Source organism: Burkholderia arboris (genome assembly GCF_038723655.1).
In the GTDB taxonomy this organism is placed as follows: domain Bacteria; phylum Pseudomonadota; class Gammaproteobacteria; order Burkholderiales; family Burkholderiaceae; genus Burkholderia; species Burkholderia arboris.
Map to the genome: position 1 here is coordinate 3,267,939 of NZ_CP109821.1, position 24,427 is coordinate 3,292,365.

19 protein-coding genes are annotated in these 24,427 nt (G+C 67.5%); 5 read left to right on the plus strand and 14 right to left on the minus strand.

Annotated elements, in window-relative coordinates:
* Positions 1 to 11: 11 nt before the first annotated feature.
* The 4 genes from OHZ10_RS15340 to OHZ10_RS15355 all read right to left on the minus strand — a co-directional run bounded on the left by OHZ10_RS15340 (position 12) and on the right by OHZ10_RS15355 (position 4,318).
* Positions 12 to 1,019 carry an SIS domain-containing protein gene (locus tag OHZ10_RS15340; protein ID WP_059233147.1) on the minus strand — a complete coding sequence of 336 codons (1,008 nt, stop codon included), beginning with the start codon at positions 1,017 to 1,019 and terminating at the stop codon, positions 12 to 14.
* Complete coding sequence (gene nagA, locus OHZ10_RS15345; protein ID WP_059233146.1) at positions 1,012 to 2,115, minus strand: N-acetylglucosamine-6-phosphate deacetylase; 1,104 nt, start codon at positions 2,113 to 2,115, stop codon at positions 1,012 to 1,014. Before nagA ends, OHZ10_RS15340 begins: the two co-directional genes overlap by 8 nt.
* Positions 2,116 to 2,211: 96 nt before the next feature.
* On the minus strand, positions 2,212 to 2,946 hold the full coding sequence (locus tag OHZ10_RS15350; RefSeq protein ID WP_059233145.1) for a GntR family transcriptional regulator: 735 nt from the start codon (positions 2,944 to 2,946) through the stop codon (positions 2,212 to 2,214).
* 460 nt (positions 2,947 to 3,406) lie between these two features.
* A complete protein-coding gene (locus OHZ10_RS15355) occupies positions 3,407 to 4,318 on the minus strand; it encodes a LysR family transcriptional regulator (RefSeq protein ID WP_059233144.1) in 912 nt (303 codons plus the stop codon).
* A 183-nt stretch (positions 4,319 to 4,501) separates the two neighbouring features.
* Here OHZ10_RS15355 and OHZ10_RS15360 point away from each other — a divergent pair, with 183 nt between their 5' ends.
* Genes OHZ10_RS15360 through OHZ10_RS15370 form a run of 3 tightly spaced genes read left to right on the plus strand, consistent with a single transcriptional unit; the run spans position 4,502 to position 10,385 of the window.
* Entirely contained in the window at positions 4,502 to 7,948 is a 3,447-nt protein-coding gene (locus OHZ10_RS15360; RefSeq protein WP_342702944.1) for a molybdopterin-dependent oxidoreductase, read from the plus strand.
* A 24-nt stretch (positions 7,949 to 7,972) separates the two neighbouring features.
* Positions 7,973 to 8,908 (plus strand): ornithine cyclodeaminase family protein, encoded by a 936-nt coding sequence (locus tag OHZ10_RS15365; RefSeq protein ID WP_174994092.1) that lies wholly within the window; start codon positions 7,973 to 7,975, stop codon positions 8,906 to 8,908.
* A gap of 25 nt (positions 8,909 to 8,933) precedes the next feature.
* Entirely contained in the window at positions 8,934 to 10,385 is a 1,452-nt protein-coding gene (locus tag OHZ10_RS15370) for a short-chain fatty acid transporter (protein WP_342702947.1), read from the plus strand.
* Positions 10,386 to 10,471: 86 nt separating this feature from the next.
* On the opposite strand, the gene OHZ10_RS15375 is transcribed toward OHZ10_RS15370, so the two are convergent.
* From OHZ10_RS15375 to OHZ10_RS15400, 6 genes are all read right to left on the minus strand, one after another.
* On the minus strand, positions 10,472 to 13,675 hold the full coding sequence (locus tag OHZ10_RS15375; RefSeq protein ID WP_342702948.1) for an error-prone DNA polymerase: 3,204 nt from the start codon (positions 13,673 to 13,675) through the stop codon (positions 10,472 to 10,474).
* Between the two features lie 6 nt (positions 13,676 to 13,681).
* A complete protein-coding gene (locus tag OHZ10_RS15380; RefSeq protein ID WP_174994089.1) occupies positions 13,682 to 15,169 on the minus strand; it encodes a Y-family DNA polymerase in 1,488 nt (495 codons plus the stop codon).
* Entirely contained in the window at positions 15,102 to 15,809 is a 708-nt protein-coding gene (imuA, locus tag OHZ10_RS15385; protein WP_059233139.1) for a translesion DNA synthesis-associated protein ImuA, read from the minus strand. Before imuA ends, OHZ10_RS15380 begins: the two co-directional genes overlap by 68 nt.
* A gap of 239 nt (positions 15,810 to 16,048) precedes the next feature.
* Complete coding sequence (locus OHZ10_RS15390) at positions 16,049 to 16,843, minus strand: ABC transporter ATP-binding protein (protein WP_059233138.1); 795 nt, start codon at positions 16,841 to 16,843, stop codon at positions 16,049 to 16,051.
* 1 nt (position 16,844) lies between these two features.
* Entirely contained in the window at positions 16,845 to 17,741 is an 897-nt protein-coding gene (locus OHZ10_RS15395; RefSeq protein WP_059233137.1) for an ABC transporter permease, read from the minus strand.
* A gap of 136 nt (positions 17,742 to 17,877) precedes the next feature.
* Positions 17,878 to 18,843 (minus strand): ABC transporter substrate-binding protein, encoded by a 966-nt coding sequence (locus OHZ10_RS15400; protein ID WP_059233136.1) that lies wholly within the window; start codon positions 18,841 to 18,843, stop codon positions 17,878 to 17,880.
* A gap of 334 nt (positions 18,844 to 19,177) precedes the next feature.
* Here OHZ10_RS15400 and OHZ10_RS15405 point away from each other — a divergent pair, with 334 nt between their 5' ends.
* Positions 19,178 to 19,486: a VF_A0006 family four-cysteine protein gene (locus OHZ10_RS15405; RefSeq protein WP_059233135.1), complete on the plus strand. Its 309-nt coding sequence runs from the start codon at positions 19,178 to 19,180 to the stop codon at positions 19,484 to 19,486.
* Between the two features lie 89 nt (positions 19,487 to 19,575).
* Here OHZ10_RS15405 and OHZ10_RS15410 read toward each other — a convergent pair whose 3' ends face one another.
* Together OHZ10_RS15410 and OHZ10_RS15415 are read right to left on the minus strand one after the other, a co-directional pair.
* The gene (locus OHZ10_RS15410; protein WP_059233134.1) at positions 19,576 to 20,391 is read right to left on the minus strand and encodes a MetQ/NlpA family ABC transporter substrate-binding protein; all 816 of its coding nucleotides are present in this window, start codon (positions 20,389 to 20,391) and stop codon (positions 19,576 to 19,578) included.
* A gap of 205 nt (positions 20,392 to 20,596) precedes the next feature.
* Positions 20,597 to 22,234: a methyl-accepting chemotaxis protein gene (locus OHZ10_RS15415; RefSeq protein ID WP_059233133.1), complete on the minus strand. Its 1,638-nt coding sequence runs from the start codon at positions 22,232 to 22,234 to the stop codon at positions 20,597 to 20,599.
* Positions 22,235 to 22,456: 222 nt separating this feature from the next.
* Between OHZ10_RS15415 and OHZ10_RS15420 the strand changes: the two genes are divergently transcribed.
* A complete protein-coding gene (locus OHZ10_RS15420) occupies positions 22,457 to 22,747 on the plus strand; it encodes a YciI family protein (protein ID WP_012329263.1) in 291 nt (96 codons plus the stop codon).
* 139 nt (positions 22,748 to 22,886) lie between these two features.
* Here the strand turns inward: OHZ10_RS15420 and OHZ10_RS15425 are convergent, their stop codons facing one another.
* Together OHZ10_RS15425 and cyoE are read right to left on the minus strand one after the other, a co-directional pair.
* Positions 22,887 to 23,504 (minus strand): SCO family protein, encoded by a 618-nt coding sequence (locus OHZ10_RS15425; RefSeq protein ID WP_059233132.1) that lies wholly within the window; start codon positions 23,502 to 23,504, stop codon positions 22,887 to 22,889.
* An 18-nt stretch (positions 23,505 to 23,522) separates the two neighbouring features.
* The gene (cyoE, locus tag OHZ10_RS15430) at positions 23,523 to 24,425 is read right to left on the minus strand and encodes a heme o synthase (RefSeq protein ID WP_059233131.1); all 903 of its coding nucleotides are present in this window, start codon (positions 24,423 to 24,425) and stop codon (positions 23,523 to 23,525) included.
* Positions 24,426 to 24,427 lie beyond the last annotated feature (2 nt).

A 24,427-nucleotide genomic window follows, 5' to 3' on the forward strand; every position in this document is an offset into this window, starting at 1 on the left:
TTTCTCGGCTATCAGTGCGTTTCGGTGACTTTGTTCAGGTGGCGCGGCGTGTCGGGATTGCGGCCGCGCGCGACGGCGAGATCCGCCGCCATCACGTAGAACGAAAGAATGGCGGCGATCGGGTCGAGCGCCGAATGGGCGGACTGCGCAAGCGGCAGCGTCGCGCCGGGGGTGCCGGCGGGCGCCGCGAGCAGCACGGCCGCGCCGCGGGCGCGCATGTCGGCGGCGAGCTGCAGCAGGCCGGCCTGCTCGGGCCCGGGCGGTGCAAACACGAGCAGCGGATAGTCGCGGTCGATCAGCTCCATCGGGCCGTGACGGACTTCGGCGCTCGAGAACGCTTCAGCCTGGATGCCGGACGTTTCCTTCAGCTTCAGCGCGGCTTCCTGCGCGATCGCGAGGCCGAGACCGCGGCCGATGACGATCATCCGCTCGACGCCCGCGAGCGCGGCAACCGCCTGCGACCAGTCGAGCCGGCCGGCCTGCGCGAGCACGTCGGGCAGCCCGCGCAACGCGGTCATCAGCGCGGCGTCGCGCTGCCAGTAGGCGACGATCTGCGCGGACAGCGACAGCATCGCGATATAGCTCTTCGTCGCGGCGACCGACAGTTCGGGGCCGGCGAGCAGCGGCAGCTGGTGCTCGCACGCGTCGGCGAGCGGCGACGGCAGCACGTTCACGGCGGCAACGGTGCGTGCGCCGGCTTCGCGCAGCGCGGCCATCGTGTTGACGAGATCGGGGCTCTTGCCCGACTGGGAAAAGGCGATTGCAAGCTGGTCCTGCACCTTCAGCGGCGCCTGCTGCAGCGTCGCGACCGACATCGGCAGCGATGCGACCGGCACGCCGAGGCGGCTCATCGTCAGGCTCGCGAAATAGCTCGCGGCGTGATCCGAGCTGCCGCGTGCGACCGTCAGCGCGACGGCCGGCGGGTGATCGAGCAATTGACCGGCAAGCGCTTCGACGCGCGAGGTGTCGGCGATCTGCGCGGCGACGACCTGGGCGGACTCGCGCGCTTCCTTAAGCATATTCGACAATCGATTCTCCTTCGACGTAGGTCGCGGTGAGGTTCAGGTCGCGGTCGAACACCGCGAGGTCGGCCCATGCGCCGCGCTCGAGGCGGCCGCGATCGGTGACGCCGAGGTAGTCGGCCGCGTAGCGCGACATCCGGTTCGACACGTCGGCAATCGGCAGGCCGAGCGATACGAGGTTGCGCAACGCCTGGTCCATCGTCAGCGTGCTGCCGGCAAGCGTGCCGTCGGCCAGCCGCACGCCGCCGAGGCACTTCGTCACGTGCTGGCTGCCGAGCCGGTATTCGCCGTCGGGCATGCCCGTTGCGGACGTGCTGTCGGTCACGACGTACAGGCGCGGGATCGCGCGCAGCGCGGCACGAATCGCACCCGGATGCACGTGCAGCAGGTCGGGGATGATTTCCGCGTATTCGGCGTGAGCAAGCGCCGCGCCCACGAGGCCCGGGTTGCGGTGGTGCAGCGGCGACATCGCGTTGAACAGGTGCGTGAAACCGCATGCGCCGTGCTTGAGCGCGGCGACCGCGTCGTCGTAGGTCGCGAGCGAGTGGCCGAGCTGCACGCGTACGCCGCGCGCGGCCATCTCGCCGATGATCTCGATGTGGCCCGCGATTTCCGGTGCGAGCGTGACGACGCGGATCGGCGCGATCGACAGGTACTTCAGCACTTCGTCGAGCACGGCCGACACGGCCGCGTCGGGCTGCGCGCCGAGCTTGCCGGGGTTGATGTACGGCCCTTCGAGGTGCACGCCGAGCACGCGCGAGCCGCCCGGCGTGCGCGTACGCGCAACGCTGCCGAGGTTCGCGACAACCTGCATCAGTTCGTCGCGCGGCGCGGTCATCGTCGTCGCGAGCAGGCTCGTCGTGCCGAACTGCGCGTGCGTGCGGACGATCGTCTCGATCGCGTCGCCGCCTTCCATCACGTCGGCGCCGCCGCCGCCGTGCACGTGCAGGTCGATGAAGCCGGGCAGGATGTACGGCGCGTCGTTCTTCGCGGGATCGACGGGCTTGCCGTCGAGCGTGGTGATGCGGCCGTTCTCGCTATCGAGCGATCCGTAGATCCAGCCGTCGGGGGTGAGGATGTTTCCAGTCAGCATGACGTTCTCTTGATGATCTGGTGACGCGTGCATCCGCGTCGTGATTTGCAAATTCGTGTCGTTGCTTCGCGTGCCGCGCGCGGGCAGTCTCGCGCGTCAGCGTTTCAGTTCGGCGACGAAGTCGTAGTAGTCGTCGCGGCAATACGTTTCGCTCACTTCGATCGCGCGCTGGTCGGCGCCGTAGCCGATTCGCGTGATCACCAGCAGTGCCGAGCCCGGCTTCACCGCCATCCATTTCGCGATCGCGTGCGTCGCGTTCGCCGCGCGAAAGTGCTGCAACGCACGCACGACGGTCATGCCGCGCGCGTCGAGGTATTCGTACAGCGACGCGCCGAGCACCTGTGGATCGGGCACCACCGCAGCCGGCAGCGTCGAGTGCTCGACCGCCATCACGATGCCGTCCGCGCGGCGCAGCCGTTCGAGCCGAGCAACCGTCGCACCCGGCGCGAGGCCGAGACGCGTGATCTCGTCGCGGCTCGCGGCGCGCAGCGTGCGCGACAGCCACACCGAATCGGGCACGAAGCCGCGCTGCTGCATCTTCGCGGTGAAGCCGACGAGACGCGACAGCGGATCGGCCACGCGCGGCGTGATGAAACTGCCCGCCCCGCGCGCCCGCTTGATCAATCCCTGCTCGACCAGCAGCGCCAGTGCACGGCGGGCCGTGATCCGCGATACGCCGACCGACACCGACAGCAGCCGCTCCGACGGCAGCGCCTCGCCGGCCCGCCACGCGCCGCCGTGGATCGCGCTCGCCAGGTTGCGGGCGAGCTGCAGATAGAGCGGCGTATCGTTGAGCGGATCGGGCGCCAGTTCGGACCAGCCGGTTTCCATGTGCCTCCGGGTGTCGGACGACGACCTCGGGCCGTCGAAAGTGAACGCATTATATAACCACCATAATACCAGTCAACGAACTGGTATTAGCGTCGCGAAAATCCCCGCCAGCCTTGCCCGGCAAGCGTTTTAGCACCAGCAAAGCCTTTGTTTACAACGTGATGCAGGATAGGGATTTACCCGGATTGGTATGCAAGGGGACAGTTCCGGTGCGTGGCCGGGCCGGGTTTCGGGTGCAAATATGAGACCGGAATAGAACCAGTTTGACGGACTGGTATGCATCGGCGGCGGGGGTGCCGGTGCGACGGGGACAGGCGGACCGGCCGGCGCCGGAAGGGCCGCGGGCAAACTCCGTGCAATCGTGGCGTAGGACGAACGTTCACCTCGGCCGAATCTCGCGCTGCCGTCGGCCGGCCCGATCCGCATCCGGCACGACGCGGACGCCCGCGCGCATCGCCTCCTACTCGGCCGTCCTTCTCCACGACCGGAACAGATCCAGCAGCGCACGGCATGGCGCCGACGTCGCTCCGCCCCGCCGCCACACCGCACCGACGTCCATCGTCGGCACGGTCACGCTGAGATTGCGGCGGCTGATCCGGTTTCCTTCCAGGGACCAGGGCCGGTACACGAGGTCCGAGAGTATCGTCACCCCTTGCCCGAGCGCGACGAGGCTTCTCACGGCCTCGATCGATTTGCTCTGCATCCAGACGTTCGGCGTGATCCCGTAGCTCCCCCAGTACTTGCCGACGGTTCGCAGGTGTTCGTCCATGTCCAGCAGCAGATAGTTCTCGCGCGCGACGTCTTCGAGCGTGACGCGATGGGCGTCCTGCAGCGGATGATCCGGATGGGTCCACAGCCGGCGCGGCGAACGAAGCATCGTCTCGTATTTCAGGTCGCCGACTTCCGCGGTGTTCGACACCAGCAGCAGCGCAATATCGAGGCGATCGTCGACCAGCATCTCCTCGATTGCTTCGCGTTCGCTTTCGACGATGCTCACGCTCAGGTTGCCGAACCGCCGCGAAATGGCGGACATCAGCGACGGCATCAGATACGCCGAGATGGTTTCGGTCATCCCGATACGGACATGCCCCGAGATTTGCTCGGGGTCCTCCTGCGCGGCTGAAACGGCGCGGTCGATGGACATCGTCGCGTGCTGCACATGACGCAGAAACCGCTCGCCGGCCGGTGTCAGACGGACGCCTTTCGCATGACGCAGAAGCAGCGTGACGCCGACCGCATCCTCGAGTTTCCGCAATGCGATCGTCATCGACGATTGAGACACCGAACAAAGATTGGCCGACTTCGAAATTTGCCCCGTATCGGCAACGGAGACGAAGTATTCGATCTGGCGCAGGGTGATGTGCGTGTTCACGGGAAAGGATCCGGGAGGTCCGGGCAACGCAGGATCAGCGTTGCCCCGAAGGCGCGGACAGTACACCAGATCGACGGTCGCGATATTGATTCAATATATATCGGACCATCGAAAGGATGAATTTGTCATGGCTGCCTTCGCTTCCTAGCATAGTCGGAAACATGACGTGGACGATGCGAACCGATGGAGACGCAGGAAAAGAAGGGCTATTGCACGCTGTGCCGGTCGCGCTGCGGCACGATCAACGTCGTGCGCGGCGACACGATGATCAAGGTCCGCCCCGACGACACGCATCCGACCGGCCATGCGATGTGCATGAAGGGGAAGGCCGCGCCCGAACTCGTGCACAACCCGAATCGCGTGTTGTATCCGATGCGACGCACGCGCCCGAAGGATGCCGCCGACCCCGGCTGGCAACGCATCGGCTGGGATGAAGCGCTGTCCGAGATCGCGGAACGCCTCGCCCATTTCAAACGGGAAAACGGTGCCGAGTCGGTCGCGTTTGGCGTCACCACGCCAAGCGGAACGCCGATGAGCGACAGCATCGACTGGGTCGAGCGATTCGTCTGGTCATTCGGGAGCCCGAACATTTGCTATGCAACCGAGATCTGCAACTGGCACAAGGACAGCGCGCATGTCTTTACGTTCGGCTGCGGCATTCCCGTTGCGGATTACCGGCATGCGGAGCTCATCGTGCTGTGGGGAAACAATCCCGCCAACACCTGGCTCGCCCAGGCCGACGCCATCGCAAAAGGCCGCCGCAACGGCGCCAGGCTGATCGTCGTCGATCCGCGGCCAACCGCGCTCGCACGCGAGGCCGATCTGTGGCTGCGCGTCAATCCCGGGACGGATGGCGCGCTCGCGATGGCGATCGCGCGGCAGATGATCGCGACCGGCAACGTCGACGATGCGTTCGTCCGGGAATGGACGAACGGCCCATTGCTCGTGCGCGCCGACACCGGGCGGTTTCTGCGCGAGCGCGACATCGACAGGGACGCGTCGAGCAACCGGTACGTGCACTGGAACGCGACGCTCGATCGGCTGGAGCTGGCCGGAGAGGAACCCGCGACCCGACCTTCCGATCTGTTGATGGCCGGCGTCCGCCACGTGGCGGTCCGCGATTCGGCCGGGCACGGCATGCACGTGGCATGCACGCCGGCTTTCGACCTCTATTCGACAGCGCTCGACGCCTATACGCCGGAACATGCGGCGACGATCACGGGGGTCGATGCGGCCGACATCGTCGAAGCCGCCCGCCTGCTGCGGCCGCATCAGGCCATTGCCTATCACGCATGGTCGGGCGTCGGCATGCACACCAATGCCACTCAGACCGAGCGTTCGATTGCGACGTTGTATGCGTTGACGGGTGCGTTCGATACGCACGGCTCGAATCGGGAATGGACGAAGCAACCGGCCAACGCGGTCAGCAGCTACGCGATGCTGAACCCGCAGCAACGTGCAAAAGCGCTCGGCCTCGCGGAGCGACCGCTCGGCCCGCCATCGCAAGGCTGGGTCACGGCGCGCGACGTCTATCGCGCCATTCTCGACGGCGAACCCTACCGCGTACGCGCGCTGATCGCGTTCGGTACGAACATGGTGCTGTCCCAGGCGGATGGCGGCGTTGCGCACGACGCGCTCTGCGCGCTCGACTTTCATGTTCACTGCGATCTCTTCGAGACGCCGTCGTCACGCTATGCGGACATCCTGCTTCCCGTGAACACGCCGTGGGAACGGGAAGGCCTGCGCCTCGGCTTCGAGATCGACGAGCGCGCGGTCGAACTCGTGCAGCTCAGGCAGCGCATGGTGCCGCCGAGAGGAGAGAGTCGTGCGGACTACGACATCGTCTTCGACCTCGCCACGCGGCTCGGCATGCAGGACGCGTTCTTCGGCGGCAGCATCGAGGCGGGATGGAATCACGTGCTCGAACCGCTCGGGCTGGACGTCGCGTCGCTGCGCGCCCATCCCGAAGGCATCGTCAGGCCGCTGCCCCAAAGCGAGCGGCAGTACGCGGCGGCGACGCCCGACGGCATTCGTGGTTTCAACACGGAGACGCTGCGGGTCGAACTGTATTCCGAGAAACTGCATCGTCACGGCTACCCGCCCGTTCCGCAGTACGTACCGCCGCAGCACGGCGAGGATGCACGGTCGAACAACCGCCGTCGCTTCCCCTGTACGTTGACCTCGATGAAGAACGGGTACTACTGCCACAGCCAGCATCGCGGCCTGCCGAGCCTGCGTCGCCGTGCGCCGTACCCGGTAGCGGAACTCAATGACGAACTGGCGGCGGAACACGGCATCGTCGACGGCGACTGGTGCCTGATCGAAACGACGAACGGCTCGGCACGCTTCAAGGCACGCGTCGTACCGGAACTGGCACGCGACGTGATCGTGGCCGAATACGGCTGGTGGCAAGCCTGCGACGAAATCGGCCTGGATGCGCTCCCCGCGGACGGGCCCGGCAACAGCAATTTCAACCGGCTCGCCTCGGCAACGCAACTCGATCCGGTCAGCGGATCGTCGCCGCTGCGTTCCATGCGTTGCCGCATCAGGCTCGACCGGTCGGTCGATCCGTCGCGACGAGCGTGGAAAGGCCTGCGGGATTTTGTCGTATCCGCGATGCGGGACGAAGCGAGCGGCGTGCGAACCGTCACGTTTCGCGCCGCGGACGGCGGCGCGCTGCCGGACTATTTGCCCGGCCAGCACGTGACCGTGCATATCCCGTCGCTCGGCGACGGCGGGACGACGCGCGCCTATTCGCTGACGGGCGCCGCCCGCGAAGACGATCGCCGCACTTACTCCATCTCGGTACGCCACCAGAAAGGCCAGACTCGCGACGGCACGGCGTTCGAAGGCGCGATGTCATCCCACATCCACGGCGCGCTCAAGGTCGGGGATCCCGTGTTGCTCGGTGCGCCCGGCGGCACGTTCGTCGTGCCGCCGGCATCGCGGCGGCCGGTCGTGATGTTCGCGGGCGGCATCGGCATCACGCCCTTCATCTCGTACCTGGAGTCGATCCGGGATCAGGCGGATCGCGCGCCGGAGTCGAGACTCTTCTATGCCAACCTGAACAGCACGACTCACGCGTTCCGCGAACGCATCGAGACATTGAGGCGGCGCCTGCCGAAGCTCGAGGTAGTCAACTGCTACAACCAGCCGCACGACGAGACGCTGGGGCACGACTATCAGATGCGGGGCTATCTGTCGGCCGACGTGGTCGACGACGACCTGATCCGGCGGCGCGCGCGATTTTATCTGTGCGGCCCTGAACCGATGATGCAGGCGATCACGTCGGGACTGATCGAACGCGGCGTACCGCCGTTCGACATCTTCAAGGAAGCATTCAGATCGCCGTCCAGGCCGGCGCTCGATCCGTCAAAGCAATACGCGGTGCAGTTCACGCGATCGCGTCGCACGGCCACCTGGACACCCCGCGACGGAAGCTTGCTGTCGTTCGCGGAGCGTCTCGGCATCGCATTGCCGAGCGGTTGCCGGGTCGGGCAATGCGAGAGCTGCGCGGTCAAGGTCGTATCGGGCGAAGTCACGCATTTGAGCGGGCATGGACCGGATGAATCCGACATGTGCCTCGCCTGCCAGGCCATTCCGGCAACCGACGTCAGCATCGACGCCTAACCCCCGTTTGAGGAAAGATTCACCATGAAATTTTTCGACGCCGCCGCGACACGCGACGCACTGGATTTCGAATCGCTGGTCGCACGCCTGCGACAGGCGTTCATCGACGGCTGCCATGTACCGCTGCGTCATTCGCACACACTCCATGCGGACAGCGAAAACGAAGGCACGGTGCTCATCATGCCCGCGTGGGAAGACGACGGCTACCTGGGCATCAAGACGGTCAACATCTTCCCGGGCAATGCGGGACACGGCATGCCCGGACTGCACTCGACCTACGTGCTCTATGACGGGCGGACCGGCAATCCGCTCGCACAGCTGGACGGCAACGAAATCACGTCGCGCCGCACCGCGGCTGCGTCTGCGCTGGCCGCGACCTATCTGGCCCGCGCGGATGCGTCGCGCCTCGTGCTGATGGGGGCCGGCCGGGTCGGCAGCCTGGTTCCGCTCGCCTATCGCAGCCAGTTGCCGATCTCGGCCGTCGAGGTGTGGGACAGGGATCACGACGCGGTGGCACGACTGGTCGAGCGGCTGACCGGGCTCGGCTTCGATGCGACACCCGTCACGAACCTCGAGGAGAGCATCCGTCGCGCGGACGTCGTCACCTGCGCGACGCTGGCGACGGAACCGATTGTCCGCGGCGAGTGGCTCGCAGCGGGGTCGCACCTGGACCTGATCGGCAGCTTTACGCCGCGCATGCGCGAAGCGGACGACGACTGCTTCCGGCAGGCGGAGATTTATGTCGATACGGACGAGGCGCCGCAGAAATCCGGCGACCTTCTGGGCCCGCTGGCGCGCAACGTCATTGCGCGCGACAGCCTGAACCGGACGCTGACGGCGCTGTGCCGGGGCGAAGCACGGGGGCGGACGAACGACAGCCAGCGCACCGTGTTCAAGGCGGTCGGCACCGCGCTGGAGGATCTGGCCGCGGCTGTTCAAATATATGAAAAAACAAACTGACGCCGTGACGGGCAAGGAGATCGACATGAAAGAGCTGATGGACGTGCAGCGCGGCGACGCGCCGGCGGTTGACCGCGAACGCATGCTGGAGCGGATGGCCGCGGGCATGGCACGCTGGTCGGAGAAGTGGTTCCCGGACGCCTATATCTTCGCCGCGCTCGCGGTGGTGATCGTGGCGGCGGGCGCACTGGCGGTCGGTGCGCCGGTCACGCGGGTCGGCGTTGCGTTCGGCGACGGCTTCTGGAGTTTGATCCCGTTCACGATGCAGATGGCGATCGTCGCCATCTCGGGTTATGTCGTCGCGGTATCGCCGCCCGCATCGAGGCTGATCGATGCGCTCGCGCGCCTGCCGTCGTCCGGGCGCGCAGCGGTGACGTTCGTTGCGCTCGTCAGTATCGTCGCATCGCTGTTCAACTGGGCGATCAGCCTGATCTTCAGCGGCCTGCTGGTCCGTGCGCTGGCGCGCCGCACCGATCTGCGCATGGATTACCGGGCAGCGGGCGCGGCCGCCTATCTCGGGATGGGTGCGACGTGGGCGCTGGGATTGAGTTCATCCGCATCGCAATTGCAGGCGAATCCGGACAGCCTGCCCAAGGCGCTGCTGGCCATCTCCGGCGTCATCCCCTTCACCGAGACGATCTTTCTCCCGCAGTCGATGCTGATGGCTGTCGTGTTGACCGGCGTGTCGCTGCTGATCGCCTATCTGTCCGCGCCCAACGACACGCGGGCGAAAACCGCGGCGGAGCTGGGCATTGATCTCGACGAAAGCCACGCCGCGCTCGCACGTCCGACCCGCCCGGGGGACTGGCTCGAGTACAGTCCGCTCATCACCATCGCCATCGTCGCGATCGGCGCGATCTGGGCCTGGCACGAGTTCACGACGAAGAACCCGCTGATCGCGATCTCGAATCTGAACACGTACAACTTTCTGTTCCTGCTGCTCGGCATGCTGCTGAACTGGCGGCCGAGGCGATTCCTCAACGCCGTCGCGCGTTCGGTGCCGTCTGTTGCGGGTGTGCTGATCCAGTTTCCGCTGTACGGCGGAATCGCCTACATCCTGACGAAAGCGGCGGCGCCCGCCGGACTGCCGCTCTCCGATCACCTCGCCCATTTCTTCGTTGCGATGTCGTCGCATTCGTCGTTTCCCGCGTTGATGGGCGTGTATTCGGCCGTGCTCGGGTTCTTCGTGCCGTCCGGCGGCGGCAAGTGGATCATCGAGGCGCCGTACGTCATCGAGGCGGCGAAACTGCTGCAGGTTCATCTGGGCTGGGCCGTGACCGTCTACAACGCAGCCGAGGCGTTGCCGAACCTGATCAACCCGTTCTGGATGCTGCCGCTACTCGGTGTGCTCGGGCTGCGTGCCCGCGACATTGTCGGTTTCACGTTCACGCAGCTGGTGGTTCACCTGCCGCTCGTGATCTTCATGCTCTGGGCGCTCGCGAGCACACTCGCCTACCATCCGCCCGTCATGCCGTAACGCGCAACGGGTTCATCGCATCGCGACGATCGACCGGCTTCACGCCCGTCGTGCCGCGCGCGGTGCGCCCCGGTATCAGTGGAACATCAGTGGAACTCGCGGCTCGACGTGCGCAGGCCACCGAGCAGCGGCGTCAGATCCTCGAAATGCTGTACGACGAGGTGCCTCACGTCGCTCGCGACCTGCCACACGCCGGACGCCGCGAGCAGCCGCGAATCGAGGGTCTCGCGGCGCTGCCGCGCGAGCAGTTCGGGCCGGACGATCAGGTTCACGCAGCCCGTTTCGTCCTCGAGCGTCATGAACATCACGCCTTTCGCGGTGCCCGGCATCTGCCGCGCGGTCACGAGCCCGCACGCACGCGCGAGCCGGCCGTCGGGCCGGTCGTGCAGTTCGGCTGCGGACGACAGCCGCCGCGCGCGCAGCGCGGGCCGCAGCAGCGCGACCGGGTGACGGTTCAGCGTGAGGCCGGTGGTGTGATAGTCGGCGAGGATGTCGTCGGCTTCCGACGGCGCGTCAAGCGCGGGCTGCTCCGCTTCGTCGATCGGCGCGGCGGCGAGCAGGTCGCGCTCCGGTGCCGCCGCGACGGCCTGCCACAACGCGTCGCGGCGATGACCGGCGAGCGTCGCGAGCGCGTTCGCGGCGGCGAGTGCTTCGAGGTCGCGGCGTTCGAGCTGCGCGCGGCGCGCGAGCGTGTCGACGTTGCCGAACGGGCCGGTTGCGCGTGCGGCTTCGATGCGGCGCGCGGCGGCTTCGCCGAGGCCGCGCACGAGCGACAGGCCGAGCCGCACGGCCGGCTGGCCGTGCGGCGGCAGCTGGCCGGGCAGCGCTTCGAGTGATGCCTCCCAGTTGCTTTGCGTCACGTCGATCGGCATGACCTGTACGCCGTGGCGCTTCGCGTCCTGCACGAGTTGCGACGGCGGGTAGAAACCCATCGGCTGACTGTTCAGCAGCGCGGCAAGAAAGATCGCGGGTTCGTGGCATTTGAGCCAGCTGCTCGCGTACGCGAGTTTCGCGAAGCTGGCCGCGTGGCTTTCGGGGAAACCGTAATCGCCGAAGCCCTTGATCTGCTCGAAGATCTGTTCGGCGAATTCGGGCGGATAGTCGCGCTCCCGCATCCCGTCGACGATCCTGCGGTGGTACTGCTCGAGATTGCCCTTGCGCTTCCATGCGGCCATCGCGCGACGCAGCTGGTCGGCTTCGCCGGGCGTGAAGCCGGCTGCGATCATCGCCACCTGCATCACCTGCTCCTGGAAGATCGGCACCCCTTGCGTACGTTCGAGCGCCGGCTTCAGATCTTCCTTTGGATAACTGACCTTTTCGATGCCCTGGCGCCGTTTCAGATAGGGATGCACGGCCCCGCCCTGGATCGGCCCCGGCCGCACGATCGCGACCTCGATCACCAGGTCGTAATACGTGCGCGGCTGCAGGCGCGGCAGCATCGACATCTGCGCGCGCGATTCGATCTGGAACACGCCGACCGTATCGGCGCGGCAGATCATGTCGTAGGTCGCTTCATCGTCCTGCGGAATGTGTTTCAGCGTGAACGGCTCGCCGTCCGGCTCCGGCGGCCCGCGCCACGCGGTGCGCATGTCGAACGCGCGATGCAGCGCCGACAGCATGCCAAGTGCAAGCACGTCGACCTTCATCAGCCCGAGCGCCTCGAGATCGTCCTTGTCCCACTGGATCACGCGCCGCCCGTCCATCGCGGCGTTCTCGACCGGCACGAGCCGCGTGAGCTTGCCGCGACTGATCACGAAACCGCCCGAGTGCTGCGACAGGTGGCGCGGAAAGTTGAGCAGCCGCGCGGCGAGTTGGGCCCACGCCTGGATGAGCGGCGTCTGCGGATCGAGCCCGATCGTCGAGAATTGCTGCAGCAGGTCGCGGCTGCCGTCGAACCAGCGATGCCCTTTCGCAACGCGGTCGATCAGCATCGGATCGACACCGAGCGCCTTGCCGGTTTCGCGCAGCACGCCGCGCGGGCGATAGGTCGACACGGCTGCCGCAAGCGCCGCGCGGGTGTGCCCGTATTTTTTGTAGATATGCTGGATCACCTCTTCCCGGCGCTGATGCTCGAAATCGACGTCGATATCGGGCGGCTCGCCGCGCTCCGCGCTGATGAAGCGTTCGAACAGCATGGTGCTCTGCTCGGGATTCACCTCGGTGATGCCGAGGCAGTAGCAGACGACCGAGTTCGCGGCCGAGCCTCGGCCCTGGCACAGAATGTTCTGGCTGCGCGCGTATTTGACGATGTCGTAGACGGTCAGGAAGAACGGCTCGTAGCGCAGCTTCTCGATCAACGCCAACTCGTAGTCGATCCGCTCCTGCACGTGCCCGGGTATCTTTCCGGCGTAACGTTGAAGTGCGCCGTCCCGAGTCTCCTGTTTGAGATAGCTCGTCGGCGTATGCCCCTTCGGCACGATCTCGTCGGGATACTCGTAGCGAAGCGAGCTGAGTTCGAAATCGCACGCATCGAGAATCGCGCACGTCTCCGCGATCTCTTCCGCCGAGTACAACTGCCCGATGCGCTGTCGCAAACGCAGATGCTGTTCCGCATTCGGCGCAAGCGCATACCCGCACTCTGAAACCGGCATGCCGACGCGGATCGCCGTCATCACGTCCTGCAGCTCCTTGCACGAGCGCCGGTGCATCGTCACGTCGCCAAGCGCAACGACACGCACCCCACGCCGTTCGCCGGCCGCACGAATCTCCTCGCGCTGCGCACCGTCCAGCGCGCGCTGCAACTGCACGAGCCCGAGCCGCGCACGTTCGCCGAACGTCGTGCGAAACCACGCGACCTGGGCCTCGAGCACGTCCGCACGCACCGGGTACGCGGGCACGAGAATCGCGAAGCAATCGGGCATGCCGCGCAAGTGGGCAAACTCCGCAGGCGGCGCCGACAACATCCGCGACGTCAGCGTGTAGGTACCCTTCGGCGCTTCCATCCTCCGCCACGAAATCAGTTCGGAAAGATTGCCGTACCCCTCGCGATTCTGCGCAAGCAACACGAGCCCGAACGCACCGGGGCCCGGGTCGTGGCCGGGCGCGACGTCATCCGGCGTGACGTCGAAATACGAACCGATGATGAGCGGCAGCCCTTTCGCCTGCGCTGCGACGTGCATGCGCGGCGCGCCGGCGAGCGAGCATTCGTCGGTGATCGCGATTCCGCGATAGCCGAGATCGAATGCGCGCTCGACCAGTTCTTCCGCATGCGACGCACCATGCAGAAACGAAAAGTTCGAACGGCAGAACAACTCCGCGTAATCGGGCAACCAGCTGAATTCCGCAACCATCTCCGTTCACCCGAACAAGCCGTGCAGGAACCAGTGCGGCTCGGACTCGCTCCCCGCCCGCTCCCTGAACACCCAATAGCACGCACCGGCTTCGTCCTGCGCGACGTGATAATCGCGTGCGGCGAGCTGGCCATCGAACCAACCGGCCTCGATCCGCTCCGCCGACGACATCATCCTGAGCGGCGTATGAAATACCGGCCGCTCCCCGCGCATCAGCAGCGGCAGCGGCTCGGCCAGCAACCATACGGGCCTCGGCGGCACCGCGGGCGGCCCGCCGGCCGGCTTGCCGGCCTGCGCATCGAGCGGCAGCCAGCGGTTCGCGGCCTCGGGCCGGTGATCGGCAACCGGCACCGCACGCAATACGTTCTCCGCGCCGAGTCGCGCGACCAGCAATTCGAACAGCCGCGCACGCGTCTCGCGCGTGCCGCCCGGCTCGGGGAAAAGATCGTCGGCTGGTGGCGCGACCGATTCGACGCGCGTCGCCTTCAGGCGCACCGCGATCACCGCCGCCGGCAACTCGACGCGTGCGAGCCGCTCGCCGAGCAGCCGCATGAAGTGCACCTCGTCGCGCACCGGCGCGGCGAATGCGAGCTCGAGCGGCGTCGGCGGCACGGCCTGGCGGCCGCGCTCGTGCTCGAGATCGAACGTCATCGCGGCCAGCGACAGCTGCCGCGCAGCCAGCCAGCCGCAGAGCTGAACGACGAGCCGGCGCGCGGCGAACAGCACGGCTTCCGCGTATTCGACGCGCTCCGGCAATTCGAGCCGCACGTCGAACACGGGCGGCACCGCCATCCACGCCAGCGGCTCGACCGCGTCGCCGTACGCGCGATCGAGCGCGGCCAGCAGCGCGGGGCCGCAACGGCGCTGCAGCCCCGCGCGCGGCAGGCCGCGCAGATCGGCGAGCGTGCGGCAGCCGAGGCCGTCGAACCAGCCCGCATACGGACGCGCATCGGGCAGCAGCACGCAGGGCAGCCGGTCGAGCGAGCGGACGAGCGAAGCCGTGCGCGCGACGCGGCGCCGGATGCGCGCCCGCGCCGACGTGCGCGCGAGCAGCCACGCGCCGCCTCCGGTCGGCGCGGCGGACAGACGCGCCGCATAGCCGAGCGCCGCGAGCGTCGCGCGCACCTGGCGGCACAGCGACGGCAGGCCGCCGAACAGGCGCAGGCTCGGACCGACGTCGACGAGCAGCGTGGCTTCGTCGTCGAGGGCGACGCACGGCGAGAATCGCAGCAACGCGAGCGCGACCGCGCGCAGCGCATCGGCCTCGCGCGCGGGATCGCGTTCGACGAGCTGCGTCTCGGGCGCAAGTGTGAGCACGCCGCCGCGCTTCATGCCCGCGCGCACGCCCTGCCGCTGCGCGGCCGCATCGGCGATCAGCACGACACCCTGCTCGAGCACCGCGCAGCCCGCGCCGCCGGCCGCTGCGTCAGACGGCGGCGGGGCGCACACGTCGAGCGGCAGGCGCGGCAGATGGATGCCGAGCAAGACGCGCATAGCGGCTCTCCACGATGGGCGACGGCAGGTCGAGCACGAGCGGCTCGCTGCGCGCGGGCCCGCGACGCTTGACGATGTCGAGCGACACGCCGCCCGGCACGGGATACAGCGCGACGCGCAACACCGCGGGCGACGGCTGCCGCGCGGCCGACAGCGGGCGCAGCATCACGAACAGCGTGTCGCCCGTGCGCGCGGCCGCGAGATGCAGGCGCCGCAGCGCATCGGGCCGCGCGTCCTGCCAGAGCAGCAGCGCGCCGCAACAGCCGGTTCTGAGCGCCTGCTCGGCGGCCCACAGCGCATCCGTACGGCTGCCGGCGCGCAACCACAGCAGCGCGTCGGCCGGCACCCCGAGGCTGGCGAGCGCGGTTGCATGCGGCGATTGCGGCGGCGCGACGAGCGCGAGCGGACGCCGGGCGCTGACGGTGCGGGCAAGCGCGGGCGCGAGCAGCCGCATCTCGCCGCAGCCCGGCTGCGCGGCCAGCAGTTCGACGAGCCCGCCGACCGGCCAGCCGCCGCCCGGCAGCTCGGCCGACAGCGGCGCGAAGCCGGTCTCGATCGTGCGCGGGCCGCCGCGCGCGAGCTGCGAGCCGCGCCAGAGCGACGGATGAAGGGATTCGGGAGAAATGGAGGATGCGAGCATGACGCCACCCACAACTGTATGGATATACAGTATATGGCAATGCGCCCGCGTCGCACAGCACCGGTGCGTAACCGGTTTTCATCAGAGGAAAAACGACGGGATAGCCGGCGCGGCCGTCATGTTACGCCGCGCCGGAGCGGGCGTGGCCGGATCGTGTCGCCCGGCGGGCCGGCACACCACCCCACCGGCAAACCGGCACGATGCGGCACCCCGCACCGCACCGGCCCGCCTGCCGCCCGTCAGCCGAGCAGCAGCGCGTCGTCGTCGAGCTGCTCGTGACGCACCTTCTCGAACATCTGCAGCAGGTCCGGCACGTCGAGGCCCTTGCGCGCGTCGCCCGACACGTCGAGCACGACCTGCCCCTGGTGCAGCATTACCGTACGGTCGCCGTAGTCGAGCGCCTGCCGCATGCTGTGCGTGACCATCATCGTCGTCAGCTTGCTCTCGGCGACGATGCGCGCGGTCAGCTCCAGCACGAACGCGGCCGTCTTCGGGTCGAGCGCGGCCGTGTGCTCGTCGAGCAGCAGGATCCGCGACGGCCGCAGCGACGCCATCAACAGGCTCACGGCCTGCCGCTGGCCGCCGGACAGCAGCCCGATCCGGTCGGTCAGCCGGTTCTCGAGGCCAAGGTTCAGCAGCCGCAACTTGTCGCGGAACAGCTCGCGCGACGGCCGGTCGAGCGCGGCACGGAAACCGCGCCGCACGCCGCGCGCCATCGCGAGCGCCATGTTCTCCTCGATCGTCAGCGCCTCGCAGGTGCCTGCCATCGGATCCTGGAACACGCGCGCGACGAGGTGCGCGCGGTCCCACGCGGCCTTGCGCGTCACATCCGTGCCGTCGATCGCGATACGTCCCGAATCGACGCGCTGATCGCCGCTGACCGCATTGAGGAAGGTCGACTTGCCGGCGCCGTTCGAGCCGATCACCGCGACGAACTGGCCGTCGGGAATCTCGAGCGACAGCCCGCGCAGCGCGCGCGTCTCGATCGGCGTGCCGGGATTGAACGTGAGTTTGAGATCTTGTGCGGACAGCATGTCATGCCCCTCCGTTCTTGCGCGCGAACAGCTTCTTGCGCGTCGCCGGCAGCACCAGCGCGATCGTGACGAGCGCGGCCGTCACGAGGTTCAGGTCCTGCGCCTTCAGGCCGATGAATTCGCTGTTCAGCGCGAGCGCGATGAAGAAGCGGTAGACGATCGCGCCGAGCACGACCGCGAGCGTCGTCAGCACCAGCCGGCGCGCGGGCAGCAGCGTCTCGCCGATGATCACGGCGGCCAGCCCGATCACGATCGTGCCGATCCCCATCGAGATGTCCGAGCCGCCCTGCGTCTGCGCGAACAGCGCGCCCGCGAGCGCGACGAGCGCGTTCGACAGCGCCATCCCGGCGAGCGTCGCGCGGCCGGTCGCGATGCCTTGCGCACGCGCCATCCGCGGGTTCGCGCCGGTCGCGCGCATCGCGAGGCCGAGCTGCGACGAGAAGAACCAGTCGAGGCCGAGCTTCGCGATCACGACGACGATCGCGAGCAGCGCCGGACGCAGCACGTAGTCGGGCATCCAGTCGGGCTGCAGCACGGTGAACAGCGTCGGCTCGGTGATCAGCGGCACGTTCGGCCGGCCCATGATCCGCAGGTTCACCGAGTAGAGCGCGATCATCATCAGGATACTGGCGAGCAGATCCATGATCTTCAGGCGCACGTTCAGCCAGCCGGTGATGAAGCCGGCCACCGCGCCCGCGACGATCGCGATCAGCGTCGACGTGAACGGGTCGTAGCCGGCCGAGATCAGCGTCGCCGCAACGGCGCCGCCGAGCGGAAAGCTGCCGTCGACGGTGAGGTCGGGGAAGTTGAGGATGCGAAACGAGATCAGCACCCCGAGGGCGACGAGACTGAAGATCAGGCCGATCTCCAGTGCGCCCAGAAACGAGAACAGAGACATGATGGGGAAATCCTGTTGCTTCCCGGCCGGACGTGTACGGCCGGGCGAAGCGAACGGGCGGCTCCGGGTGGGAACCGCCCGTCCGGCGATGTCGTCCAGGCCCGGATCGGGCCTGCAAGCGCGGCGGTCGCGCCGCTTACTTGATGACCGTCTTCGCTTCCTTCACGAGATCCGGTGCCAGCGTGACGCCCTGCTTCGCGGCCGCGCCCGTGTTCACGAACAGTTCGAGGTTGCTGCTCGTCTCCGACGCGATCGCGCCCGGCTTCTCGCCCTTCAGGATGCGCGCGACGACCTTGCCCGTCTGGCGGCCGAGGTCGCCGTAGTTGATGCCGAGCGCCGCGATGCCGCCGCGCTTCACGCTGTCGGTGTCGCCGGCGACGAGCGGGATCTTCGCTTCGTTCGCGACCTTCACGAGCGCTTCGTACGCGGACACGACGTTGTTGTCGGTGTTCGTGTAGATCACGTCGACCTTGCCGATCAGGCTCTTCGCGGCCGGGCCGATGTCGACGGTACGCGGTGCGGCCGCTTCCTTCAGCGTCATGCCCTGCTTCGCGAGGATCTCCTTGAGCTCCTTCACGACGACGACCGAATTCGCTTCGCCCGGGTTGTAGACCATGCCGACCGTCTTCGCATTCGGCACGACGCGCTTGATCAGCGCGACCTGGCGATCGAGCGGCAGCTTGTCGGACACGCCCGTCACGTTGGAACCCGACGGGGCCCAGCCCTTCACGAGCTGCGCGGCAACCGGATCGGTGACGCCCGAATAGACGACCGGCACGCTCTTCGTCGCGGCGACGACCGACTGCGCGGCCGGCGTCGCGATTGCGACGATCACATCGGGCTTGTCGCCGACGAACTTGCGTGCGATCTGCGCGGCCGTGCCCGTGTTGCCCTGCGCGCTCTGGTATTCCCACTTGAGCTTGTCGTCGCCGTAACCTTCCGCCTTCAGTTCGGCGCGCACGCCGTCGCGGATCGCATCGAGCGCCGGATGATCGACGATCGACAGCACCTTGACGGTCTGTGCCTGCGCGGCGCCTGCCAGCGCGAGTGCGGCCACGCCGGCCGTGATCGAACGGATCGCGAAAGTCTTGAATCGCTTCATGGGTGAGTCTCCCCCGTATTGTGTCGGTTCTGGATAATGGATTCCCGCCGCCGTCGGGCGGGCGCCGCCGCGCGTGCGACACGCCGGCGATCGGCCCGCGCACGCTCCGGGAAAGCGTGCAGCGGCGAACGCACGAGGATACCATTTCCGCAGACCACCGCCTGACTCCGCGCTTTCGCCCGGCACGCCGGATCGCGGCACGCGCCGCCCCCCGGCGACCGCGTGCAAGGCCCGTCCGGCGGCGGCTTCGGCACGCATCGTGCCAACGCGTCAGCCGAGCTCGTGGCTTTACGTTATGCTGTCGGCCGACCCAATCCACTCCATCGGAGGGCAGATGAAACGGGGGATCCGAGCCGTCGCATTCGCCACTGTCGCGCTGGCGCTGCCGGGTGCGGCATTCGCGCTGACCGACGGCAGCGAGCAATACGACAACTGCATGCTCAATGCGCTGCGCGAAAGCCGCAACGGCGCGGCGGCGCAGCTGATCCAGCGCTCGTGCGACGCGCTGTACCGCAACAACGCGATGCTCCTGCCGCGCGAACGGCGCTTTCACGAGTGCGTCGTGCAATCGCTGCCGGGCGTGCGCGACAACTACGCGATCCAGCAGATCATGTCGATCTGCTCGCGGCGCGGCGAGATGTGAACGGGCGCTGATCGATACCGCGCGCCAAAGAAAAAGGGCCTGCGCGATGCAGGCCCTTTTCGTTCAGCGGTCCGGCCGGTAGGCGGCGTTCAGAACGACGCGACCATCGAGCCCTTGAACTGCTTCTTGATGAACTCCTTCACTTCCGGCGACTGGTACGCCTTGACCAGCTTCTTCACCCACGGCTGATCCTTGTCCTTCGCGCGCACGGCGATCAGGTTCGCATACGGGCTCGTCAGCGCTTCGAGCGCGATCGCGTCCTTGGTCGGCTGCAGATTCGCGGCCAGCGCGTAGTTCGTGTTGATCACGGCGGCGTCGACGTCCGACAGCACGCGCGGCAGTTGCGCGGCGTCGAGTTCGGAGATCTTCAGCTTCTTCGGGTTCTCGGCGATGTCGAGCACCGTCGCGTTGTTGCCGCCCGTGCCCGCGCCCGCCTTCAGCTTGATCACGCCTTGCGTCTGCAGCAGCAGCAGCGCGCGGTTCTCGTTCGACGGATCGTTCGGCACCGCGAGCTTCGCGCCTTGCGGCAGGTCCTTCAGCGCCTTGATCTTCTTCGAGTACACGCCGATCGGCGAGATGTAGGTCAGCCCCGCGCTGACGATCTTGTAGCCGCGCTGCTTCACCTGGCTGTCGAGGTAGGGCTGGTGCTGGAAGCTGTTCGCGTCGAGGTCGCCCGAGTCGAGCGCCGCGTTCGGCTGCACGTAGTCGTTGAACTCGATGACCTTCACGTTCAGGCCTTCCTTCTCCTTCGCGACCTTCTGCACGAGCTGCCACACTTCCGAATCCGGGCCGGCGACCGTGCCGACCTTGATCACCTTGTCTTCGGCGTGCGCGCCTGCCGACAGCGTCAGCGCTGCGCCGGTGGCCAGCACGGAAAATACCTTCAGGAGACTGCGACGCTTCATCTGTTTCTCGCTTTCTTGCTTACTGGAAATGGGGCGCGATACGGGTAAGCCCCGACTCGCAGGAAGGGGCAAATGGTGTCACAGGATCGGCGGGAAGTGAAATACATCCCGCTCATATGGGTATGCACCGCAGCGGTGCTGGCGGCCGTGACGCGACTTGGCCGTTAGTTGCATTTCAAACGAGTCGCGCCCCGGCCGGCGCGCGTCACATCGCCACCGCCTCATCAGCCGCCTTCGCGCCGAACGCGGGTTCGGCCACCCGCGCGCCGGCCCGGCGCGACGCCAGTCCGCCGGTGTCGTTGACCCGGAACGCGCCGATCGCATCGCGCAGCCGCGCGGCCTGTTCCTGCAACGACGCGGCCGCCGCCGCGGCTTCCTCGACGAGCGCCGCGTTCTGCTGCGTCACCTGGTCCATCTGCGTGACCGCGCGCCCGACCTGCGTGATGCCGCTCGCCTGCTCCTCGGACGCGGCCGCGATCTCGCCCATGATGTCGGTCACGCGCGCGACGGCCTGCAGGATCTCGCCCATCGTCGTGCCGGCCTGGCCGACCAGCGTCGAGCCGTTGCGCACGCGCTCGACCGAGGCGACGATCAGCTCGCGGATCTCCTTCGCGGCCGTCGCGCTGCGCTGCGCGAGCGAGCGCACCTCGCCCGCGACCACCGCGAAGCCGCGGCCCTGCTCGCCCGCGCGCGCGGCCTCGACCGCCGCGTTCAGCGCGAGGATGTTGGTCTGGAATGCGATGCCCTCGATCACGCCGATGATGTCGGCGATCTTGCGCGAACTGTCGTCGATCTCGCCCATCGTGCCGATCACGCGGTTCACGACGTCGCTCCCGGTGCGCGCGATGTCCGACGCGTTGTTCGCGAGCCCGCTCGCCTGCCGCGCGTTGTCCGCGTTCTGCTTCACCGTTGCGGTCAGCTGCTCCATGCTCGCGGCCGTTTCCTCGAGCGACGCGGCCTGCTCCTCGGTGCGCTGCGACAGGTCGTCGTTGCCGGCCGAGATCTGGCGGCTCGCCGACGCGATCGATTCGGCCGACTGGCGGATCCCGCCGATCGTCGCCTGCAACCGCGCCTGCATGTCGTGCATCGCGGCCATCATGCTCGTGCGATCGCCCGCACGCACCGGCACCGGCTGCGTCAGGTCACCCTGCGCGATGCGCGCCGCGAGCGCGGCCGCTTCGTCGGGCTCGCCGCCGAGGCTGCCGCGCACGTTGCGGATGATCACCAGCATCGCCGCGCTAATCACGAAGCCGATCACGAACACCACCGCGAGGTGGCCGAGCAGCGTCCGGTAGTAGATGGTGTCGATGTCCTTCAGGAACACGCCGCTCGAGATGTTCCAGTCCCACGGCGCGAACCGCGTGACGTAGCCGATCTTCGGCACGGCCGTCTCACTGTGCGGCAGCCGCCCGCGATATTCGGCGAAGCCGCTGCCGGTCGCCTTCGCCGCGTTCAGGATCGTCACGAACAGCGGCTTGCCGTCCGGATCGAGATAGTCGCCGACCTGCGTGTTGACGAGCTTCGGCAGCGTCGGGTGCATCAGCACGACCGGCTTCGAGTCCATCACGAACACGTAGCCCGAATCGCCGTAGCGCATCGCGGCGAGACTCGCGAGCGCGTCGCGCTTCGCGTCGGCCTCGGGCAGCGTGCCGCTCTGCGCGAGCGCGTGATACGCCTTCACGATGCCGGCCGCCGAGTCGACGAGATTGGCGATGCCCGCCTTGCGTTCGTCCAGCATCGTCGCGCGCGTCTCGTACGCGCTCCATGCGCCGACGCCCAGGAGACCGATCCATACCAGCGCAAGCGCGAGCCACAGCTTGCGGTTCAAACTCATTCTGCTCATCTGCGTGCCTCTGTCGATGTCGTTGCGCCGATGCGCGCGAACGGCCTGTCCCGCGCAAACGGTTGCCCTTTTATTTACGGCATCGAGGCTTACAACTTGAATACGCGACGGTGCGACGAACGGGCGGCCGGCGGGCCGTGCCGGCGCGACAGCCCCGATCCGCTGTGCTACAAAGACCGGCTGACCGGCGCGCCACGCGCCGGCGTCATTCCAGGGCCATCCATGTACGTCATCGACATCCACTACACCGCGTCGCTCGAGCGCATCGACGACGCGCTCGAACGCCACCGCGCGTATCTGCAGCCGCAGTTCGACAAGGGCATCTTCATCGCCGCGGGGCCGAAAGTGCCGCGCGAAGGCGGCGTGATCCTCGCGGCCCGCATCGATCGCGACGCACTCGACGCGATCCTCGAGACCGACCCGTTCGTCACCGAAGGGCTCGCCACGTACCGCGTGACCGAATTCCGGATCACGCGCGCCGCGTCCGGCTTCAACGTGCCGGCGCTGCCGTAACGCGACAGCTGCGCATCACGCGCGCAGGCAGACGCGCCGCCCGGCGGGCCGCGCATGCAGACAACGGTAAGGGGGAAAGCGTGACGGCGCAGATTGGCCGTCACGTGAAACGCCGGGCCGGGCGCCCGGCGGCGGCCGGTCAGTCGACCAGCAGCTTCAGGTCGTGGACCCACGGGGCGGGGCCCTGGCCGTCGCGCACGAACAGGCGCAGCTTGCCGTCGCGGTCGAACACGTAGCTCGCGGCCGTGTGGTCCATCGTGTAGCTGCCGGGCGTCTTGCCGGGCACCTTCGCGTAGTACACGCGGAAATCCTTCGTGACCTTCTTCAGCGCCGCTTCGTCGGCCGGCCGCAGGCCGATGAACGACGGGTCGAACGCGGGCACGTACTGGCCGAGCAGCGCCGGCGTGTCACGCTCCGGATCGACGGTGACGAACAGCACCTGCACGCGCTTCGCCGCGTCGGGCCCAAGCTGCTTCAGCGCTTCGGACAGCTCGGCCATCGTGGTCGGGCACACGTCCGGGCAGTGCGTATAGCCGAAGAACATCACGACGGCCTTGCCCTTGAAGTCGCCGAGCGTACGGACCTTGCCGGTCGTGTCGGGCAGCGAGAAGTCGCTGCCGAACTGCGTGTTGCCGGTGATGTCGAGATTCTGGAATTTCGGCGCGTTGTCGCATCCGGCGAGCAGCAGCGCTGCCGTGAATGCGCACGCGAGCATCCAGCCTTGGCGCGCGCGGCGCCCGAACCTTGATTGGAGCATTGCGTTCAAACCGTGCGGTTATACGCCGAGCAGCGGGCGTGCATAGTGATCGACGAGCAGCGCGGCGAACAGCAGCGACAGGTAGACGATCGAGTAGCGGAAGGCCTTGCGGGCGAGTTCATCCGAATAGTCGCGGTAGATCTTCCACGCATACGCGAAGAACACCGCGCCGAGCAGCACCGCACTCGTCAGGTAGACGGCCCCGCTCATCCCGGAGATGAACGGCATCATCGTGACCGCGAACAGGATCACCGTATACAGCAGGATGTGCAGCCGCGTGAATTTCTCGCCGTGCGTGACGGGCAGCATCGGCAGCCCCGCGTTCTCGTAATCCTTGCGGCGATACAGCGCGAGCACCCAGAAATGCGGCGGCGTCCACACGAAGATGATCAGCACGAGGATCCACGCATCGCCCGGCACCGCGCCGGTGACCGCGGCCCAGCCGAGCGCCGGCGGCATCGCGCCCGACGCGCCGCCGATCACGATGTTCTGCGGCGTCATCGGCTTCAGCAGCAGCGTATAGATCACCGCGTAGCCGACGAACGTCGCGATCGTCAGCCACATCGTCAGCGGGTTCGTGAACGTATAGAGCGTCCATGCGCCGACACTGCCGAGCACGGCCGAGAACAGCAGGATCTGCGGCGTCGTGATCTCGCCGCGCGCGGACGGACGCCACGCGGTGCGGCGCATCATCGCGTCGATCTTCTGTTCGACGAGGCAGTTGATCGCGAACGCGGCGCCGGCCAGCAGCCAGATGCCGACCGTGCCGCCGATCAGCACATGCCACGGCACCATGCCCGGCGTCGCGAGGAACATGCCGATCACCGCGCAGAACACGGCGAGCTGCGTGACACGCGGCTTCGTCAGCGCCATGTACTGGGAGAAGCGGCTACCGGGCGATTGGGAGAGGGTGCTTTGCATGG